The 18744-nt window shown below is 69.6% G+C and carries 16 protein-coding genes; 10 read left to right on the forward strand and 6 right to left on the reverse strand.

Features of this window, described 5'->3' with window-relative positions:
- Positions 1-3: 3 nt before the first annotated feature.
- Positions 4-951, reverse strand: a complete 948-nt coding sequence (locus WFJ01_RS05330) for a DMT family transporter (protein WP_336628409.1) — start codon at positions 949-951, stop codon at positions 4-6.
- 97 nt (positions 952-1048) lie between these two features.
- Between WFJ01_RS05330 and WFJ01_RS05335 the strand changes: the two genes are divergently transcribed.
- Positions 1049-1870 (forward strand): LysR family transcriptional regulator, encoded by an 822-nt coding sequence (locus WFJ01_RS05335; RefSeq protein ID WP_336628410.1) that lies wholly within the window; start codon positions 1049-1051, stop codon positions 1868-1870.
- Between the two features lie 9 nt (positions 1871-1879).
- On the opposite strand, the gene lepA is transcribed toward WFJ01_RS05335, so the two are convergent.
- Entirely contained in the window at positions 1880-3733 is a 1854-nt protein-coding gene (lepA, locus tag WFJ01_RS05340) for a translation elongation factor 4 (protein WP_336628411.1), read from the reverse strand.
- A 344-nt stretch (positions 3734-4077) separates the two neighbouring features.
- On the opposite strand from lepA, the gene WFJ01_RS05345 reads away from it, so the two are divergent.
- From WFJ01_RS05345 to WFJ01_RS05365, 5 genes are all read left to right on the forward strand, one after another.
- Entirely contained in the window at positions 4078-5061 is a 984-nt protein-coding gene (locus WFJ01_RS05345) for an ABC transporter permease (RefSeq protein ID WP_251441354.1), read from the forward strand.
- 1 nt (position 5062) lies between these two features.
- Positions 5063-5983 carry an ABC transporter permease gene (locus WFJ01_RS05350; protein ID WP_251441357.1) on the forward strand — a complete coding sequence of 307 codons (921 nt, stop codon included), beginning with the start codon at positions 5063-5065 and terminating at the stop codon, positions 5981-5983.
- On the forward strand, positions 5980-8034 hold the full coding sequence (locus WFJ01_RS05355) for an ABC transporter ATP-binding protein (protein WP_336628412.1): 2055 nt from the start codon (positions 5980-5982) through the stop codon (positions 8032-8034). Before WFJ01_RS05350 ends, WFJ01_RS05355 begins: the two co-directional genes overlap by 4 nt.
- A gap of 122 nt (positions 8035-8156) precedes the next feature.
- Entirely contained in the window at positions 8157-9866 is a 1710-nt protein-coding gene (locus WFJ01_RS05360; RefSeq protein ID WP_251441371.1) for an ABC transporter family substrate-binding protein, read from the forward strand.
- A 101-nt stretch (positions 9867-9967) separates the two neighbouring features.
- Positions 9968-10705: an alpha/beta fold hydrolase gene (locus WFJ01_RS05365; RefSeq protein WP_336628413.1), complete on the forward strand. Its 738-nt coding sequence runs from the start codon at positions 9968-9970 to the stop codon at positions 10703-10705.
- On the opposite strand, the gene WFJ01_RS05370 is transcribed toward WFJ01_RS05365, so the two are convergent.
- On the reverse strand, positions 10656-11939 hold the full coding sequence (locus WFJ01_RS05370) for an MFS transporter (RefSeq protein WP_336628414.1): 1284 nt from the start codon (positions 11937-11939) through the stop codon (positions 10656-10658). The two genes, WFJ01_RS05365 and WFJ01_RS05370, sit on opposite strands and share 50 nt — an antisense overlap.
- The gene (locus WFJ01_RS05375; protein WP_336628415.1) at positions 11936-13291 is read right to left on the reverse strand and encodes a GH1 family beta-glucosidase; all 1356 of its coding nucleotides are present in this window, start codon (positions 13289-13291) and stop codon (positions 11936-11938) included. Before WFJ01_RS05375 ends, WFJ01_RS05370 begins: the two co-directional genes overlap by 4 nt.
- A gap of 235 nt (positions 13292-13526) precedes the next feature.
- Here WFJ01_RS05375 and rpsT point away from each other — a divergent pair, with 235 nt between their 5' ends.
- A complete protein-coding gene (gene rpsT, locus WFJ01_RS05380) occupies positions 13527-13787 on the forward strand; it encodes a 30S ribosomal protein S20 (RefSeq protein ID WP_251441545.1) in 261 nt (86 codons plus the stop codon).
- 217 nt (positions 13788-14004) lie between these two features.
- Here the strand turns inward: rpsT and holA are convergent, their stop codons facing one another.
- Together holA and WFJ01_RS05390 are read right to left on the reverse strand one after the other, a co-directional pair.
- Complete coding sequence (gene holA / locus WFJ01_RS05385; RefSeq protein WP_336628416.1) at positions 14005-15057, reverse strand: DNA polymerase III subunit delta; 1053 nt, start codon at positions 15055-15057, stop codon at positions 14005-14007.
- A gap of 29 nt (positions 15058-15086) precedes the next feature.
- Positions 15087-15881, reverse strand: a complete 795-nt coding sequence (locus tag WFJ01_RS05390; RefSeq protein ID WP_442928020.1) for a ComEC/Rec2 family competence protein — start codon at positions 15879-15881, stop codon at positions 15087-15089.
- Between WFJ01_RS05390 and WFJ01_RS05395 the strand changes: the two genes are divergently transcribed.
- The 3 genes from WFJ01_RS05395 to WFJ01_RS05405 all read left to right on the forward strand — a co-directional run bounded on the left by WFJ01_RS05395 (position 15862) and on the right by WFJ01_RS05405 (position 18731).
- Positions 15862-17490 (forward strand): recombinase family protein, encoded by a 1629-nt coding sequence (locus tag WFJ01_RS05395; protein ID WP_336628418.1) that lies wholly within the window; start codon positions 15862-15864, stop codon positions 17488-17490. The two genes, WFJ01_RS05390 and WFJ01_RS05395, sit on opposite strands and share 20 nt — an antisense overlap.
- Positions 17491-17861: 371 nt before the next feature.
- The gene (locus tag WFJ01_RS05400) at positions 17862-18194 is read left to right on the forward strand and encodes a hypothetical protein (RefSeq protein ID WP_336628419.1); all 333 of its coding nucleotides are present in this window, start codon (positions 17862-17864) and stop codon (positions 18192-18194) included.
- A gap of 60 nt (positions 18195-18254) precedes the next feature.
- Positions 18255-18731 carry a hypothetical protein gene (locus WFJ01_RS05405; protein WP_336628420.1) on the forward strand — a complete coding sequence of 159 codons (477 nt, stop codon included), beginning with the start codon at positions 18255-18257 and terminating at the stop codon, positions 18729-18731.
- Positions 18732-18744: the final 13 nt, after the last annotated feature.

An 18744-nucleotide genomic window follows, 5' to 3' on the forward strand; every position in this document is an offset into this window, starting at 1 on the left:
GACTCACCCAGGTTCTCCCAAGGCTGGGATGCTGTTCGCACGGGCGCGCGCGTCGTCCCCGTTCCCGGAACGGTCGGATCTCGCCGCGGGAGGGCGGTCGTCACCGAGTCGCAGCGCAGAGGCGGCCGCCCCGAGGACCAGCCCGGCCACGCCCGCGACGGACAGCGGCTCGCCCAGCACGATCAGGGCTGCGACGGCGGTGGCTGCCGGGATCACGCTGAACAGGATCGACGCGGCATCCGCGCCGACGCCACGGACGAGCGCCGAGTACAGCACGGTGCCACCCAGGCCGATCGCGACGATGCCGCCGAGGAGCGACCAGGACGCGAGGCCGGCGGGTGGACGCGCGGGTTCGGTCAGCGCGAGCGCCCCCGCGACCGGGGTGGAGACGACGACTCCGATCAGTGTGAACATCGCGGGATGGACCCGGTGCAGGGACCGCCCCTGCCAGAGCGCCCCGAGCGAGACCGCGAGCAGCGACCCGCCCACGGCGAGGATCGTCGGCCCGATCCGCGGATCCGCGAGCACGGTCGGCAGGCAGGCGACGATCACGGCCGCGGCTCCCAGCGCGGTCGACAGCAGCGCCCGGCGGGAGGCCCGCCGTCGCAGGATCCACCGGGAGAGGAGCGCGGTGACGACGGGATTCATGGCGATCACGAGCGCGGTGAACCCCGCGCCGACGCCGTGCCCGAGCGCCCAGTAGGTGCCGACGAACTGCCCCGCCTGCGAGAGCAGCCCCGCACCGGCCGCGGCGGCCAGCAGGCGGCCGCGCGGGACGGGTGTGCGCAGCAGCGCGCAGACCACGAGCAGCACCAGGACGGAGAGGGCGAAGCGCAGCAGGAGCAGCAGGAAAGGACTCGTCGCGCGCAGGGCGAGCGAGGTCAGCGCGTAGTTCACGGCGTAGAGGGTCACCATGGTGCACGCCGAGAGGGCGATCGTCGATCTGGTCATGCGGTCAGGTTCGCCGTTCGTCGAGCCGGTCGGCGCATTCCATCACGAATCCTGATGGATGATCCTGTCCTGCATTCTGCTGTCGCAGGATGGATCCATGAGCAGCATGGAGATCTCGGAGCTGCGCAGCCTCATCGCCGTCGCGGCCTTCGCCGGTGTCGGCCGTGCGGCGGCCGCGCTGCACCTCTCCCAGCCCACGGTCTCGGCGCACCTGCGCCGCCTCGAGGGCACGCTCGGGCTGCCTCTCGTCGAGCGCCGCGGACGCAGCATCGCGTTCACCGTCGCCGGGGAGTCGCTCGTGCGCGATGCGCATCGCATCGTCGCGCTGCACGACGAGGCGCTCGACCGGATCGTCGGGACTCCGGGCGGCGACATCGTGGTCGCGTCGACCGACATGGCCAACGCCTCGGTCCTGCGGACGGTCACCCGCGTCCTCGCCGAACGCCACCCCGAGCGGAGAGTCCGGTTCCGGTTCCACCGCACCGACAGCCTGCGCCGTTTCGTCCGTGCGCACACGGCCGACGTCGTCCTCGGCTATGGCGATCTGGGTCCGGGGCGCATCGACATCGGCGCCGTCCCGCTCGCCTGGTTCGGCGCGGCGGGCGCCCCCGCCGACGCCGGGCTCGTCGTGTTCTCGCCGCCGTGCACCCTGCGCGATGCGATCCTCGCGACGACGGCGGGAGAGTCGCGCACGGTCGTGCGCGAGTGCCTCGACCTCTCGAGCGTCCTCGCGACCGTGCGCTCCGGGGCGGGCATCACCGCTCTGCCCGCCTTTCACCGGACCGAGTCGCAGCTCCGCGAGCTCGATCTGCCGGCTCCCCCGCCGCTGCCGCTGACGATGGTCGCGTCGGGCCGCATCCCCGCCGATACCCGGAACGCCCTGATCGAGGCGCGCCGACGCGCGGTCGCGAGTGTCTGAGGCTGCCGCCTACTTCTTGTCCTTGCCCTCGACGTCGCCGGAGAGCGCCGCGATGAACGCCTCCTGGGGGACCTCGACGCGGCCGACCATCTTCATGCGCTTCTTGCCCTCCTTCTGCTTCTCGAGGAGCTTGCGCTTGCGGGTGATGTCACCGCCGTAGCACTTGGCGAGCACGTCCTTGCGGATCGCGCGGATCGTCTCGCGGGCGATGATGCGCGCGCCGATCGCGGCCTGGATCGGCACCTCGAACTGCTGGCGCGGGATGAGCTTGCGCAGCCGCTCGGCCATCATCGTGCCGTAGGCGTAGGCCTTGTCCCGATGCACGATCGAGCTGAACGCGTCGACCTTCTCGCCCTGCAGCAGGATGTCGACCTTGACCAGGTCGGCCTCCTGGGATCCGCTGGGCTCGTAGTCGAGCGAGGCGTAGCCCTGGGTCTTCGACTTGAGCTGGTCGAAGAAGTCGAACACGATCTCGCCGAGCGGCATGTTGTAGCGCAGCTCGACGCGCTCCTCGGAGAAGTACTCCATGCCCAGCAGCGAGCCGCGTCGCGACTGGCACAGCTCCATGACGGTTCCGACGTAGTCCTTCGGCAGCAGGATCGCGGCCTTGACCATCGGCTCCGAGACGGATCCGATCCGCCCGTCCGGGTACTCGCTCGGATTGGTCACCGTCACCGTCTCGCCGGTGTCGCTCGTGAGCACCTCGTAGATCACGCTCGGCGCCGTCGTGATGAGGTCGAGGCCGAACTCGCGGCTGAGGCGCTCGGTGATGATCTCCAGGTGCAGCAGTCCGAGGAAGCCGCAGCGGAAGCCGAAGCCGAGCGCGACCGAGGTCTCCGGCTCGTACTGCAGCGACGCGTCGGAGAGCTTGAGCTTGTCCAGCGCCTCGCGCAGTTCGGCGTAGTCGCTGCCGTCGATCGGGTAGATGCCGCTGAAGACCATCGGCTTGGGGTCGGTGTAGCCGGCGAGAGCCTCGGCCGCGGGCTTGCGGGCGTGGGTGATCGTGTCGCCGACCTTGGACTGGCGCACGTCCTTCACACCGGTGATGAGGTAGCCCACCTCGCCGACGCCCAGGCCCTTGGAGGGCACGGGCTCGGGACTGGAGACGCCGATCTCGAGGAGTTCGTGGTTGGCGCCGGTGGACATCATCTGGATCCGCTCGCGCGGGGCGAGCTTGCCGTCGACCATCCGGACGTAGGTCACCACGCCACGATAGGCGTCGTAGACGGAGTCGAAGATCATCGCGCGGGCCGGGGCGTCGGCGTCGCCGATCGGGGCCGGGATCTCCTGCACCAGCCGGTCGAGCAGGTCCTCGACGCCGGCGCCCGTCTTGCCGGACACGCGCAGCACGTCGTCGGGGCTGCCCCCGATGAGGTCGGCGAGCTCCTTCGCGTACTTCTCCGGCTCGGCCGCCGGGAGATCGATCTTGTTCAGGACCGGGATGATCGTGAGGTCGTTCTCGAGCGCGAGGTAGAGGTTCGCGAGCGTCTGCGCCTCGATGCCCTGCGCCGCGTCGACGAGGAGGATCGCGCCCTCGCAGGCGGCGAGCGAACGCGACACCTCGTAGGTGAAGTCGACGTGTCCCGGCGTGTCGATCATGTTGAGGGCGAACGTCTCGCCGTCGATCTGCCAGGGCATGCGCACGGCCTGGCTCTTGATCGTGATGCCGCGCTCGCGCTCGATGTCCATCCGGTCCAGGTACTGCGCGCGCATGTCGCGGTCGGAGACCACACCGGTGATCTGGAGCATCCGGTCGGCCAGGGTCGACTTGCCGTGGTCGATGTGGGCGATGATGCAGAAGTTGCGGATCTGCTGCGGGGGCGTGGCAGCCGGCTGCAGCGGAGTGAGGGCGCGAGGTGACATGGGGTCCTGAACGATGCGGGGTCCGGCGGGCGGATCGGGCTTTCCCGGAGCGAACCGGGTATCCCATCGATTCTACGGGAGCGCCGGGACGCCCGCGGTGGCCGTTCCCCTCCGCGGACGGGACACGGCGGGTGGCGCGTCCGATATACGGGCGAGCGTGCGGCCGGTGATAGTCTCGCGAGGTTGCCGCGATCCGGAACCGGGTCTCAGAGTCGGCAACACTCCGTCCCGCGAAGCGCGGACGGAGCACCGCGTCACCGGTCTCGGGTGGTGTTGAATGACATCGACCCAGCGCTGCGTCGGAGATCCCGTGCGGCGTCTGTGACAAGAGAGAGAACACCATCTTGATCAAGTTCCTGCTGCGCCGAACCCTCGGCTGGCTTCTCATGATCGTGGTGGCGACCAACGTCACGTACTTCCTCGCATGGGCCTTCCTGGATCCACGCAGCAACTACATCGGACGTCGCCCTCCGCTGAGCGAAGACCAGATCAACCGCCTCCTCGAACCCCGCAACCTCAGCGACACCGTGCCGTTGCTGCAGCGCTGGTGGCACTGGTTCACGGACATCCTGCTGCACTGGAACTGGGGCGTGAGCCCGGTCGGCCAGTCGGTGAACGCGCAGATCGCGTACCGCATGTGGGTCTCCGGAGAGCTCGTGCTCGGCGCGACGATCATCGCCGCCGTCCTCGGCATCGGGCTCGGCGTCTACACGGCGTCCCGGCAGTACAAGCTCGCGGACCGCGTGTGGCAGGGCATCTCGATCGTCACCATGAACATCCCGATCGTCGTGGCGGCGCTCGTCATCGTGCTCGGCGCGATCGCGATCAACGACGCCCTCGGCTTCCGGCTGTTCTACGTCACCGGCGCCAGCAGCGACGGGGTGACCGGGTTCTTCCCCGTGCTGATCGACACGCTGCAGCACCTGGTCCTGCCGACCATCGCCCTCGTGTTCATCGGCTACTCCAGCTACCACTTCCTGCAGCGCTCCCTGCTGCTGGACAACATCAAGGCCGACTACGTGCGCACGGCGCGCGCGAAGGGCCTCACCAAGCAGCAGGCCATCCGCAAGCACGCGCTGCGCACCTCGATGATCCCGGTCGCGACCCAGCTCGCGTTCAACATCCCCGCGGTCTTCACGGGCGCCGTGCTGACCGAGACGATCTTCGCGTGGAACGGCATGGGCCGGTACTTCGTGCAGACCATCGGAACCAACGACGTGCACGGTGTGGTGGCGATCGCCGCCTTCACCGCTGTGCTCACGGCGATCGGCGCCATCCTCGCCGACATCGCCGTGGTGATCCTCGACCCACGAGTGAGGGTGAGCTGACATGACCTCCGCAACCGTCCAGCCCCCGGTCGGGCCCGACACGACCGCCGCGCGCATCCCGCGCAAGCGCATCGGCACGTTCCGGCTCTACTACCGCCGATTCGTGCGCAACCGCCCCGCCGTCGCGGGCGTGTTCATCTTCGCGCTCCTCGTGCTGTTCGCGGTCTTCGGCCCGCTCGTCGCGCGCTTCAGCTTCAGCGAGCTCGACTTCCTCTCCCTCGGCACCCCGCCGGACGGCACGCACTGGTTCGGCACCGCGGCGGACGGCGGCGACCTGTTCGCCCAGACGACCGTCGGGCTGCAGCGCTCGCTGATGATCGCCCTGACGGTCTCCATCGGCACGACCGTCATCTCCGCCGTCGTCGGCACGGCTGCGGCCTACTTCCGCGGCACGACCGAGCGGATCATCCTGCTGATCATCCACTTCCTCATGGTGGTGCCGACGTTCCTGATCCTCTCGCTGGTCTCCTCCAGCGCGGGCGGCGACTGGCGCGTGATCTCGCTCGCGATGATCTTCATCAGCTGGTTCGTGCCTGCCCGCGTCATCTGGACGCTGTCGCTGTCGCTGCGCGAGCGCGAGTACGTGCACGCCGCGCGCTACATGGGCGTTCCCGGCATGACGATCGTGCTGCGCCATCTGCTGCCGAACATCGGCTCGCTGCTCGTGATCAACTTCACCCTCGGCGTCGTCGGCGCGGTCATCACCGAGACCGGGCTGTCCTTCATCGGCTTCGGCGTGAAGATCCCCGACGTCTCGCTCGGATCCCTCATCGGGATCGGCGCGAACTCGCTCGCGAGCGCCCCGTGGACCTTCTACTTCCCCGCCGCCGCGCTGACGCTGCTCACCGTCTCGATGGCGCTCATCGCCGACGGCCTGCGCGACGCGCTCGATCCCACCTCGGCGGCGGGAGGCCGCGCATGACCGCTCCTCTTCTCTCCGTCCGCGATCTGCACGTCAGCTTCGCCTCCGAATCCGGACGCGTCGACGCCGTCCGCGGCGTCTCCTTCGACCTCGAGCCGGGCCGCACGCTCAGCATCGTCGGCGAGTCCGGCTCCGGGAAGTCCGTCACCTCCCTCGCGATCATGGGGCTGCTCGACGAGAACGCCAAGGTCACCGGGTCGATCATGTTCGACGGGATCGAGCTCGTCGGCAAGAGCGACAAGGAGCTCTCCGCGCTGCGCGGCAACGGCATCGCGATGATCTTCCAGGATCCGCTCACCTCGCTCACCCCGGTGTTCACCGTGGGCGACCAGCTCATCGAGGCGCTGACGGTGCATCGCAGCATGTCGAACGCGGACGCCACGGCGCGCGCGATCGAGCTGCTCCGCCTGGTCGGCATCCCGAGCCCGGAGCGGCGCCTGAAGTCATTCCCGCACGAGTTCTCCGGCGGCATGCGCCAGCGCGTCGTGATCGCGATCGCGATGGCGAACAACCCCAAGCTGATCATCGCCGACGAGCCCACGACGGCGCTCGACGTGACGATCCAGGCACAGATCCTCGATCTCATCGCCACGGCGCAGCGGGAGACCGGCGCTGCGGTCATCATGATCACGCACGACATGGGCGTGGTCGCGAAGACCGCCGACGACGTGCTGGTGATGTACGCGGGCAAGCCCGTGGAGCAGGCGCCGGTGCGCGAGCTGTTCCACGAGACCCGGATGCCGTACTCCATCGGGCTGCTCGGTGCGATCCCGCGCGTCGACAAGGCCGAGAAGCAGCCGCTGGTGCCGATCAAGGGCAATCCCCCGCTGCTGATCAACCTCCCCGACGAGTGCCCGTTCGTGGCGCGCTGCCCGATCGCCACCGAGGCGTGCCGCGCGAAGGAGCCCGAGCTGCGCGCCATCGCGACGAGCGAGGGCGGCGACCACCGGGTCGCGTGCGTGCGCGCCGACGAGATCGAGAACGGCCTCATCGGCGGCGTGCCGGTGTACCCCGTCCCCGAGCTGCCCACGAGCGCCCTGGACCGCGTGCCGCGCGAGGCGCGCGCGGTGACGCTCGACGTCCGCAACATGCAGAAGACGTTCCCACTCACCAAGGGCGCGTTCCTCAAGCGCAAGGTCGGCGAGGTGCACGCCGTCAAGGGGCTGACCTTCGACGTCCGCGAGGGCGAGACGATGGCCATCGTCGGCGAGTCCGGCTGCGGCAAGACCACGACCCTGCTGCAGATCATGGATCTGGCGAAGCAGTCCGACGGCGAGATCACGATCGCCGGCACCAAGGTGTCGGAGCTGCACGGCGGCAAGGCCGAGCGCACCGTCCGCCGCGACCTGCAGATCGTCTTCCAGGACCCGATGGGCGCCCTCGATCCGCGCCTGACCGTCGCCGACGTGATCGCCGAGCCGCTGCGCGCGATCGGCGTGCCGCGTGCGGAGGCGGATCTCAGGGTGGACGAGCTCATGGATCTCGTGGGTCTCGACCCTGCGCACGCCAGCCGCTTCCCCGGGGCGTTCTCGGGCGGCCAGCGCCAGCGCATCGGCATCGCCCGGGCGCTCGCCACGAACCCGAAGATCGTCGTCCTGGACGAACCGGTCTCCGCGCTGGACGTGTCCATCCAGGCCGGCGTGATCAACCTGCTCGACGAGCTCAAGGTGAAGCTCGGGCTGTCCTATCTGTTCGTCGCGCACGACCTCTCCGTGGTCCGCCACATCGCCGACCGCGTCGGGGTCATGTACCTCGGCGAGTTCGTCGAGCACGGCGACGTGGACGAGATCTTCGACGACCCGCAGCACCCGTACACGCAGGCGCTGCTGTCGGCGATCCCGGTGCCGGATCCGGACATCGAGCGCACCCGGGAGCGCATCGTCCTCCAGGGCGATCTGCCGAGTCCCGCCGACCGCCGCACCGGCTGCTCGTTCACGTCGCGCTGCCCGCTGTACAAGATGCTCCCGGAGGAGCAGCGCACCCGGTGCGAGACCGTGGCTCCGGCCCTGCACGGCACGGACGCGCACGCGAACGCCTGCCACTGGCGCTGAATCCGCCCGCGTCCGTTGAACTCGAAACGGTAACGGTTGCCTCGATGTGCCGGGAAGTTCCGGTTCACGCAGGTTAACTGTCCCCTGTCCCCAAAAAGCCGAAAGGCATTCGAAGGAGAACCATGAAAAGGCAGCACAAGCTGTGGGGCGTCATCGCCCTCAGCGGGGCGCTGGCAATCGCCATCAGCGGTTGCTCGGCGACCGGAGGATCGACCGGCGGCAGCACCGACAAGCCGGCGGAGACCAAGACCGCGGACTACAATCCGCAGCCGCGCGAGAACCTCAAGCAGGGCGGCGAAGCGCACTTCTGGATCAGCGAAGTTCCGGCGCAGATGAACTTCATGAACGGTGACGGCACCGCCGACACCTCGCGTCTGGCTGCGTGGTACACCCCCCAGGTGTTCCTCATGGACCCGGACGGCACCGTCAAGGCGAACCCGAACTACCTCGACAAGTGGGACACCACGGTCAAGGACGGCAAGACGGTCGTCACGATGAAGATCAACGAGAAGGCCGTCTGGAACGACGGCTCGCCGATCGACTGGACCGCCTTCGAAGCCACGTGGAAGGCCAACAACGGCACCAACGAGGCCTACAAGGCCAGCGCGACCGACGGGTACAAGGACATCGAGTCCGTCACGAAGGGCGACACGGACAAGGACGTCATCGTCACGTTCGACCGCGAGTTCGCCTGGCCGTCGATGCCCTTCCTCACCGGCATCCTGAACCCGCACGTCAACACCCCGGAGATCTACAACGAGGGGTACAACGGCAACGCGCACCCCGAGTGGGGCGCCGGCCCGTACAAGATCACCAACTTCGACGTGAACGGCCAGAAGGTCACCCTCGAGCCGAACGACAAGTGGTGGGGCGACAAGCCGCTGCTCGACAAGGTCACCTTCACGGGCATGGACCGCGCCGCATCGCTGAACGCCTTCAAGAACGGCGAGATCGACCAGGTCGAGACCGCCTCGGCCGACGCGATCAAGCAGGTGAAGGACGTCAAGGACGCCGTCATCTACCGCGCTCAGCAGACCGCCAAGACCGTCATCCAGCTCGACGGCTCCAAGCCGCAGCTGAAGGACCCGAAGGTGCGCCAGGCGTTCTTCATGGCGATCGACATCGACCAGCAGAAGAAGGTCGCCTGGAACGGTCTCGACTACACCGAGCCGTCCGCCGGCTCGCTGATCCTCTACCCCTTCCAGAAGGGCTACGAGGACTCCTTCAAGGCCGCCGGCCTGAAGTTCGACGCCGCCGGCGCCAAGAAGCTCCTGGACGACGCCGGCTGGAAGGCCGGCTCGGACGGCGTGCGCGAGAAGGACGGCGTCAAGCTGACCGTCACCTACCCGGTGTTCAGCGACAGCCCCGTCCAGGCAGCCCTCGCCAAGTCGCTGCAGCAGCAGGAGAAGGCCGTCGGCATCGACCTGAAGATCGACACGCGTGCGCCGTCGAACTTCTCGAACGACGTCGCCACGAAGAACTGGGACGCCCTCGGCCTCCGGTTCACCGACTCCGACCCGTTCGGCCCGGCCTGGTTCTGCCAGATGTACTGCTCGGACAGCAGCCTGAACCTGTCCAGCACCGGCACCAGCGCGATCGACGACAAGATCAAGAAGGACGTCGAGTCGCAGACCACCGCCGAGGCGTGGACCGCCGCAGCGATGAAGCTCGAGCCGGAGATCATCAAGGAGACCTGGGGCGTCATCCCGCTCTACAACGGTCCCTCGATCCAGGTCGCGAAGAAGGGCCTCGCCAACCTGACCCCGGAGACCTACGTCGGTCTCGACCTCTACCGGGTCGGCCCGGTGGAGAACGTGGGCTGGGAGAAGTAAGCACCCGCGGTACCGGAGCGGGGTCGGTGGTTCGCCACCGGCCCCGCTTCTGCGTGCGCGGGCGGGGACCACTCCCCTCAGCGCCGCCTAGACTGGCGCCCATGTCCCGCCTCGCCGAAGCCCCGCCGGCGTCCGTGGTCTTCGTGCACGGGATCCGCACGTCGGCGACCATGTGGCGCGCACAGGAGCAGTACCTCGCGGAGCGCGGCACCGCGTTCGTCGCCGTGGATCTGCCCGGGCACGGCACGCGCATGGACGAGCGCTTCACGCTCGCGGAGGCGCTGCGCACCGTCGACGAGGCGGTGCGCGGAGCCGAGGGCCGGGTGCTCCTGGTGGGCCACTCGATGGGCGGGCTGCTCTGCACCGCGTACGCCGGGGCGGAGGCGCCGCCCCCGATCGCCGGTCTCGTCGCCGCGTCGTGCACCGCGCTGCCCCGCGGCGCCGGACTCGCCGCGTACCGGGTGCTGGCCGGCGCGCTCAACGCGATGCCCGATCGCGGGATGTGGCTGAGCCGCCAGGTGCTGGATGCGACCCTCCCCGCCTCGACGCGGGACGACTTCGGCGCCGGCGGTTTCGCGATGGATGCCCAGGACGAGGCGCTGCGCGCGCTGGCGGCGCTGGACCTGGTCTCCGCTGTGCCCCGGATCCGGGTGCCGACCTGGTTCGTGAACGGTCAGTTCGACCAGCTCCGCACCCACGAAACCCTCTACCGCAGGCTCGCCCCCGACGCGGAGTTCATCATCGTGCCGCGGACCACCCATCTCGTCACGGCGATGCGCCCGCGCGTGTTCAACGCGGTGCTGGAACTGGCGCTGACGACGCTGGAGACGTCGTCCTGACCGCATAGGTCATCACGGCGCCCACGAGCGACAGCACCGCCGCCGCACCGAACAGCAGCCAGAATCCGCCGACGAGGGCGACGAGGCCGGCGCCGAGGAGCGGGCCGAGGAGCTGCCCGAGCTGCGCCGACACGTTGACGAGTCCGAGGTCGCGGGCGTGGTCGTCCGGATCCGTCAGCAGATCGGTCGCGAAGGCGAGGCTCACGGCCATGTAGGCGCCATAGCCGGCGCCCATGATCGCCGCCGCGACGGAGGTCATCACGAGCGACGGGCTGACGAGGATCACGACGCCGGAGATCGCCTGCACCACGGCGGACACGGCGGTGAGCGTGCGCCGGCGGCGCAGCGGATTCGCGGCGGCGCGGTCGGACAGCATGCCGGCGACGATCGAGGCGATCACCACGAACACCGTGTAGATGACGATGAGCAGCAGCAGGTCGTCCTGCGCCTCCGCGGAGGGGACCTGCACGCCGTACAGCAGGAAGAACAGCAGCAGCGAGGTGCCGAACGCGTTGCCGACGTTGACGACGAGCCGGCTGACCAGCAGCCAGAGGAAGTCCCGGTCCCGCCAGGAGGCGCGGCGGGAGGCCGAACGCCGGGCAGGCGCCGCGAACTCGTGCGCGGGGGCGTCCGGCAGCAGCACGGCGGTGCCGACGCCGACCACCGCGATGATCGCCGCCAGCAGCAGATACGCGGGCCAGATCTCCAGTCCCAGGAGCACCACGGCGCCCACGCCGACGACGATCCCGACGGCCTGCGCCGAGCTCGCGGCGGCCGAGGCCGAGCCGCGCTGGACCGTCAGCTGATCCGCGATCATCGCCGTGAGCGCCGCCATCGCGACCGAGACGCCCACCGAGACGACGATCCAGGCCCCGCCGACGGCGACCGGTCCCGTGGCGAGACCGGTGAGCACGAGGCCCACGGCGGCGAGCAGGGATCCGCCGATCGCCCAGGGGCGCCGGCGTCCCCAGCGCGAGCGGGTGCGGTCGGACCAGCGGCCCGACACGGGACCCGCGATGATGCCGACCAGCCCGCCCACCGAGAGCACGATGCCGGCCCAGACGACACCGGCGATCCAGTCGTGCCCCTGGCTGTTCGTGTCCAGCTGCAACGGCAGCAGCAGCTGGATCGGCGTGAGCTGGACGGTCCAGATCGCCAGCCAGGCGAGGGTGAACAGTGTCATCCAGAGCGGACCGACCCGCTTCGCCGTCGTGTCCGCGTGCCGTCCGTTCACGATCGTGCCTCCTCGATGAGCGCGCGATACCAGGCGTAGGAGGCCTTCGGGGTGCGCTGCCCCGTCGCCATGTCGACGTGGACGAGACCGAACCGCTGGGTGTAGCCGTCCGCCCACTCGAAGTTGTCCAGCAGCGACCACACCGTGTACGCGTCGACCCTCACCCCGGCGCGCACGGCGTCGAGGACGGCCGCCAGGTGCCCGTGCAGGTACGCGATCCGGTCGCCGTCGTGGAGCGGACCGGCGACGTGGTCGGGCTCGGGGAACGACGCCCCGTTCTCGGCGATGACCACGGGCGGCAGCGCCGCACCGTAGCGCTGCTTCGCGTCGACGAGGAAGGCGGTGAGCGCCTCCGGAACGATCGGCCACAGCGGCCCGAACCCGGTCACCGGCGCTCCGGGCGTCGGGACCACCTCGAAGGGCACGGGACCGTCCGCGGCGGCGACGGTCGTCGGGTTGTAGTAGTTGACTCCGTAGACGTCGCAGGGAGCGCTGATGAGGGCGAGGTCGCCGTCCTGCACCGGAAGGGCCGGGATGCTCGGATCCAGGTCGGGGTACCGGCCGAGCAGCACCGGATCCGCGTACATGCGGTTGTGCAGCAGGTCGTAGAGGTGCGCCGCCTGCAGATCCGCGTCCGAACCGGAGGCGGGGAGCACCTGCGTGTGGTTGTTGACGATGCCGACCGTCGTGGCGCCGCGGCCGCGGAGGATCCGCACGGCGTATCCGTGCGCGAGCAGCTGATGATGCACGGTCGGGAGGGCGTCGAAGAGCAGGGTCCGTCCTGGCGCGAGCTCGCCGATCGCATAGCCCTGCAGCGTGGTCGAGACGGGTTCGTTGATCGTGTACCACTGCCGCACGCGGTCGCCGAGGGTGTCGGCCACCACCTCGACGTACTGCGCGAAGCGTTCGGCCGTGCTGCGGTTCAGCCACCCGCCCTGGGCCTCCAGGCGGGACGGCAGGTCCCAGTGATAGAGCGTGGGCGTCGGCGTGATCCCGGCGTCGAGGAGGCGGTCGACGAGGCGGTCGTAGTACGCGAGGCCCTGCGGGTTGGGGCGCCCCTCCGGCAGCACCCGCACCCAGGAGAGGGAGAACCGGTACTGGTCCACGCCGAGGTGCGCGAGCAAGGCCACATCCTCCGCGACCCGGTGGTAGCTGTCGGGACCGGGATCCGCCGTGCTGCCGTCGCGGATCCGCCCCGGGATGTCGACGAAGTCGTCCCAGATCGATCGCGATCGTCCGTCCTCGGTTCTCGCCCCTTCGATCTGGAAGGCCGCAGTCGCGGCCGAGAACTCCAGACGGCGCAGCAGCGCACGATCGAGCGGGGGCATGCCGGAGGCAGCGGGTGCGGGCATGGACGACTCCTTCGGGTCCTCCGCCAGCATGCACCATGCCCTCGCCGCCTCACGCGCGCGACGCGCCCCGATCCGCGCGATCCCGCACCCGATGCGTCGGTTCGGCGCCGGTGCGGATCCCTGATAAGATCGGTGATTGGCTTGCGTGTCAGGTCCCACCCCTGCACGCTGCCGGAGGCGCCCCTCTACCGCCAGGCCGGCACGACCATCCATCACTCGAACGAAGGTTCCATCCGTGGCGAACATCAAGTCGCAGATCAAGCGCAACAAGACCAACGAGAAGGCGCACGAGCGCAACAAGGCCGTCAAGAGCGAGCTGAAGACCGCCGTCCGCAACACCCGCAAGGCGATCGCCGGTGGCGACAAGGCCGCCGCCGAGGCCGCCCTGAAGACGGCGACCAAGAAGCTCGACAAGGCCGTCAGCAAGGGTGTCATCCACTCCAACCAGGCCGCGAACCGCAAGTCGTCGATCGCGAAGCAGGTCGCCGCTCTCTGAGCCGGACCCGATCCTGACGAAGGCCCGTTCCCGCTGGGAGCGGGCCTTCGTCGTCTCCCGCGGTCTTGGTCGCCGGAGCGTCCCGCCCCGCAACTCCGCAGGATGATGACGACTCCGAAGGACGGAGCAGTCGGAATCATCCTGCGGAATGGCAGACGTCCTGCAAAGTTGCCGGGCCCGCGACGCACATGCGGATCCAGGACCGTGCGGATCCGCGTCAGCGCGCGGTCTCGCCGTAGGGCGCCCGCGTGGCGATCACGGTGATCATGCGCTCCAGCGCGAAGATCGGGTCGCGCGCCGCCCCCTTGACGTCGGCGTCGGCGCGCGCGGTCGCCTGGATGGCGAGACCGAGCGTGCGCTCGTTCCACCCGCTGAGATCACGGCGCGCCCGGTCGACCTGCCAGTCCTTCATGCCGAGGCGCGCGGCGAGGGCCGCGTTCGACTCCCGCGACCCGGCGACGCGCGCCATCGACCGCAGCTTCATGGCGAACGCCGCCACCATCGGCACCGGATCCGCTCCCGACGCCAGCGCGTGCCGGAGTGCCACCAGCGCCTCGCCGAGGCGGCCGGCGATGGCTGTGTCGGCGACGACGAAGGCCGAGACCTCGACCCGCCCGCCGTAGTAGCGCTCGACGAGCTCAGGGGTGACGTCGCCCTGCACGTCGGTGATGAGCTGCTGACAGGCGGCGGCGAGCTCCGTGACGTCGTCGGAAAAGGCCGAGACCAGCGCCCGCAGCGCCTGCGGTGCGATGCGCCGGCCTGCCGCGCGGAACTCCCCGGCCGCGAAGTCGGCCTTCTCGTCGTCGCGCTTGATGGCGGGGCAGGCGATCTCGATCCCGCCGCCCGTGCCGGCGCGGATCGCGTCGAGCAGCTTCTTGCCGCGCACGGTCGCACCGGTGTGGCGGAGCACGACCGTCGCCCCCTCCTGAGGATGCTCGAGGTAGGACACCGCCTCGGCGAGGAACGCATCGCTGCAGCGTTCCACCCCCGACACCCGCAGCAGGCGCGGCTCTCCGAAGAGCGACGGGGATGCGAGGCCCAGCAGGCTCCCCGATTCGTAGTCGTCGGCACGCAGATCGCTGACCTCGAGCGCCGGATCCTCGGCCCGCAGGTACGCGCGGACCCCCGCGATCGCCCGCTCGGCGCAGATCTCCTCGGGCCCGGAGACGAGCACGATCGGGGCAGGACGAGGCTCGCGCCAGGACACCTGCGGGATGTTCGTCGCCTTGCCCCCGCGTCGGGCGGAGGAGGACGAACGCGGTGCGGACATTCTCCCAGCGTACCGGCGGCGACGGACGTTCACGGCGCCCTGGCCGTCGACGGCGGCGTCGCTCTCGGCCCCTCGACCGGCGCCGGCCGTTCGCTCCACACGCGCAGCCCCTCCCCGCCCTGGGAGACGAGGATCGTGCCCCGCTCGTCCGTGCGCAGGATCGGCGCGCGCAACGCGCGCAGCATGTCGATGGTGACGGCCCGCGGGTGACCGTAGTCGTTTCCCGCACTGACGGAGATCAGCGCGAGCGCAGGATCCAGATCCGCGTAGAGCTGCGGATCCTGATCCGCGCTGCCGTGGTGCGCGACCTTCACGACGGTCGCATGCCGAGGATGCGCGATCCGCCTCAGCATGCCCTGCGAGAGGGCGGAGAGGTCGGCGAGGAACAGCGACCGCGGGACTCCTCCCCCGGCGACCTCGAGGATCACCCCCGCATCGTTCCCCGGCGGGAACACCCTGTCGTCCCGGCGGGGCCACAGCACCCGCCAGTCCGCCGCGCCCAGCCGCCCGGTCATCCCGGCCGATGCCTGCACGAGCCGCGCTCCCCCGCGCCGGAGACGCTCGAGCTGCGCCCGGTGCGCGGCCGTGTCGACCGGTCCGTGCAGCACGACATCGGCGCGGCCCACGAGCACGTCGGAGGCGCCCGCATGATCGTGGTCGAAGTGCGTGAGCACGAGCGCGTCCAGCCGTCCCACGCCGAGATCGGAGAGGCAGCGCCGCAGCGGCTCGGGATCGGGCCCGGTGTCGATGAGCAGTGCGTGCGTCTCGCTGCGCACCACCACGGCGTCCGCTAACCTGAACGGTATGCACACACCGCCGACCACTCGCCCCCGGGCTGTGCTCTACCTCCGCCTGTCCCGGAAAACCGAGGCTTCCACCTCCATCGTCCGGCAAAACGAGGAGCTTCTGGCGCTCGCCGAACGTGAGGACTGGGACGTGGTCCTGACCCTGACCGACGACGGGAAGAGTGGCGGCAAGCAGCGCGAGAAGGCGCAGCACGCCCTCGCCATGCTCCACGGAGGGGAAGTAGACATCCTAGCCGTCTACGCCGTAGACAGGTGGTCGCGGATGGGCATCGGGGAGGCGGGTCCCATCATCGCCGCCGTGGATGCCAGCGGTGGGCGCTTCGTCGCGGCGCGCGAGTCCATCGACTCCGGCGCGGACCCCGACTACTGGAAACTTCGCCTGGCGTTCTCCCTGGACACCGCCGAGAAGGAACGGCGCAACACCATCGCGCGCGTAGCCTCCTCGCAGCGCTACCTCAAGGAGGCAGGGTACTGGGCAGGCGGTCGCGTCCCGTTCGGCTACGCCGCCGTAGCCCACCCTGAGAACCCGAGCAAGCGCACCCTGGTGGTCCGCGAGCGGGAGGCGGAGGTGGTCCGGGAGCTGGCCCGCCGCCTGGCCGACGGCGAGCTACCCAGCCGCCTGGCAATGGAGCTGACGGACCGGGGCATCCCCACGGCAACCTCTGGCTTTCGGCGCGCGGAGACACTGACCATCGCGGGGCGGCCTATCCCCGCCGACCTGGACACCGAGGACCGCGGCTACTGGCACACCCAGAGCATCCAGACCATCATGACCGGCGACACGCTCCTAGGCCGACGCCACGAGTGGGTCGTATCCCGGACCCGAGACGACAGCGGCATGATGCGGGAGAAGAAGACCGCGCTTCGCACCATGCGCGACGAGACGGGAGCACCTCGCCAGTGGTGGCCCGCCATCCTCACCCCCGCCGAGCTGGAAGCCGTCCGCGCCCACGTCAACAACCCCGACGACCGCGGGAAGTACCGCCCGCGCCTCCAGCAGCGCCAGAAGGCCACCCGCCTGCTCTCCGGCCTCGCCGTGTGCGCATCGTGCGGTCACACGCTCTACGCCATCACCCGGCGCACGAGGGACGGACAGACGCCCCGCACGGACTACCGCTGCAACGCCAACACGTCCCTGTGCCGCGAGAAGGCCACCGTGGGCGCTGACCTCCTTGAGGCGTTCGTCATCGCCCACCACCTGGCGGAGTTCGGCGACCTGGAGGTGTTGGCGGAGACCACCAAGACCGACGCACTGGCCGCCCACGAGGCTGCCCTGGCCGACGTGCTGGCAGCGATCCGGGAGGCTACGGCGCTCCTGGCCGAGGACGCCACCCCCGAGCGCTTCACGGCCCTCCAGGCCCTCCAGGCACGGCGCGATGGGCTTCTGGACAGCCCACCCCCGACCGAGACCGTACACACGCGCACAGGGCGCACCCACGCGCAGGAGTGGGAGCTGGCGGCATCCACCGGCGACATGCCCTACCAGCGCGAGCTACTCCACCAGCACTACGCCGCGGTGCGCGTGCGCAAGGGCCGCGACGCCATCGAGACGCGCATCTCCCTCGTGGAGCACGTCGTCCGAGACCGCTCCATGGGCGATGACGAGGACCTCTACACCATGGTGTAAACGCCGCTGGCGACCACGGCGACCTCCGCGGCCCGCTGAGGAGTGGGCCTAGCGACGCCGGATTGCGCCGGTGGTGATGCCCATAACGATCCGGTCACGTCCGAAAGGCTCCTTCCGAGCGATAGCATGGGCCAGCGTGGCGAAGTGACGGAAGTTTCGTCATTTCCCTATCCGGCTTCTAGGGTCTCTCTCTCTCAAGGCTGGATAGAGATATGACGAAACATCCGTCACTTCGTCATATCCCCACACCTACCCGACCCCAGTACCGGAGGACTACTCAGCATGCCCAAAAGGCCCCCCACCATCTGCTCCCCAGCACCTTCTTGTGCGGTTGTCCGCCTCTCACACCCGCCGCACCCGTAATGCCCAACATGCAGGTTGAGGACGCGGCCAGGGACCACGTCTACCACCTCCGGACCCGGGATCTGCCCTTGCACACCCACGGCCCGAGCAACTACGTGCTGACCCCGCTCCTCACCAAGCTGGACCAGGCCGTGGCCGCCGTGCTGGAGCATCTGACCGACGTAGGCGGCGGAGTCGAGGGCATCACCTATACCCACGCCATCCTCACGGACTACGCTATGCGCCTCCCGGGAGGCGGCTTGATCGGCTCCGGAGGAGAGTCGCCCGCGCTGGACATCTCACGCGAGGTGCTCAACTTCGAGTCCCTCGCACGCCCCGAGGCCCCCACGCCGATTTCATGATGTGGGGGCTTCGGCCCACCCGAGTTGCGTAAGGATCCTTCCGGATGTATCCTTCTATACATGACCTCCGCAGCGCCCACCCTCGCCTATGACCTCGCCACCGGCATGACCATCTATGTGAACGGCTCCGAGGCCGTCACGGTGGCCGAGGTCACACGCCGAGACTCCCGCTGGGTCGCCAACGGCGTCGTCTACTTCACGGCCACGAACGGCCATCGCTACGGCCTGGGCCGCCTGGAGGCGCTCCGCTTCGCCACGGCAACCCTGGAAGCCGCACGGGCGAACATGGACCGCGCCTACGACGCCAAGGGGCGCGCTGCCCGCGACCTCAAGCGCGCCAGGAGCGCCTCCTCCCCCGAGGCACTCCGGCAGGCACGCGCCGACTTCAACGCCGCATCCCGCGCCCTGGCCCACGCCGAGGCTGCCTTCCGCGACTGGGAGCGCCGAGCCGCAGCGCGGCGGGCAGCCAAGGAAGTGGGGGCGCACTTTCAGGTGATCTACGGCGGCGGTCCGTCCAATCTCGCGACGTCGCGCTGAACTCTGCCCACCC

Origin of the sequence: Microbacterium sp. MMO-35, assembly GCF_037147555.1 — a bacterium.
Lineage (GTDB): Bacteria > Actinomycetota > Actinomycetes > Actinomycetales > Microbacteriaceae > Microbacterium.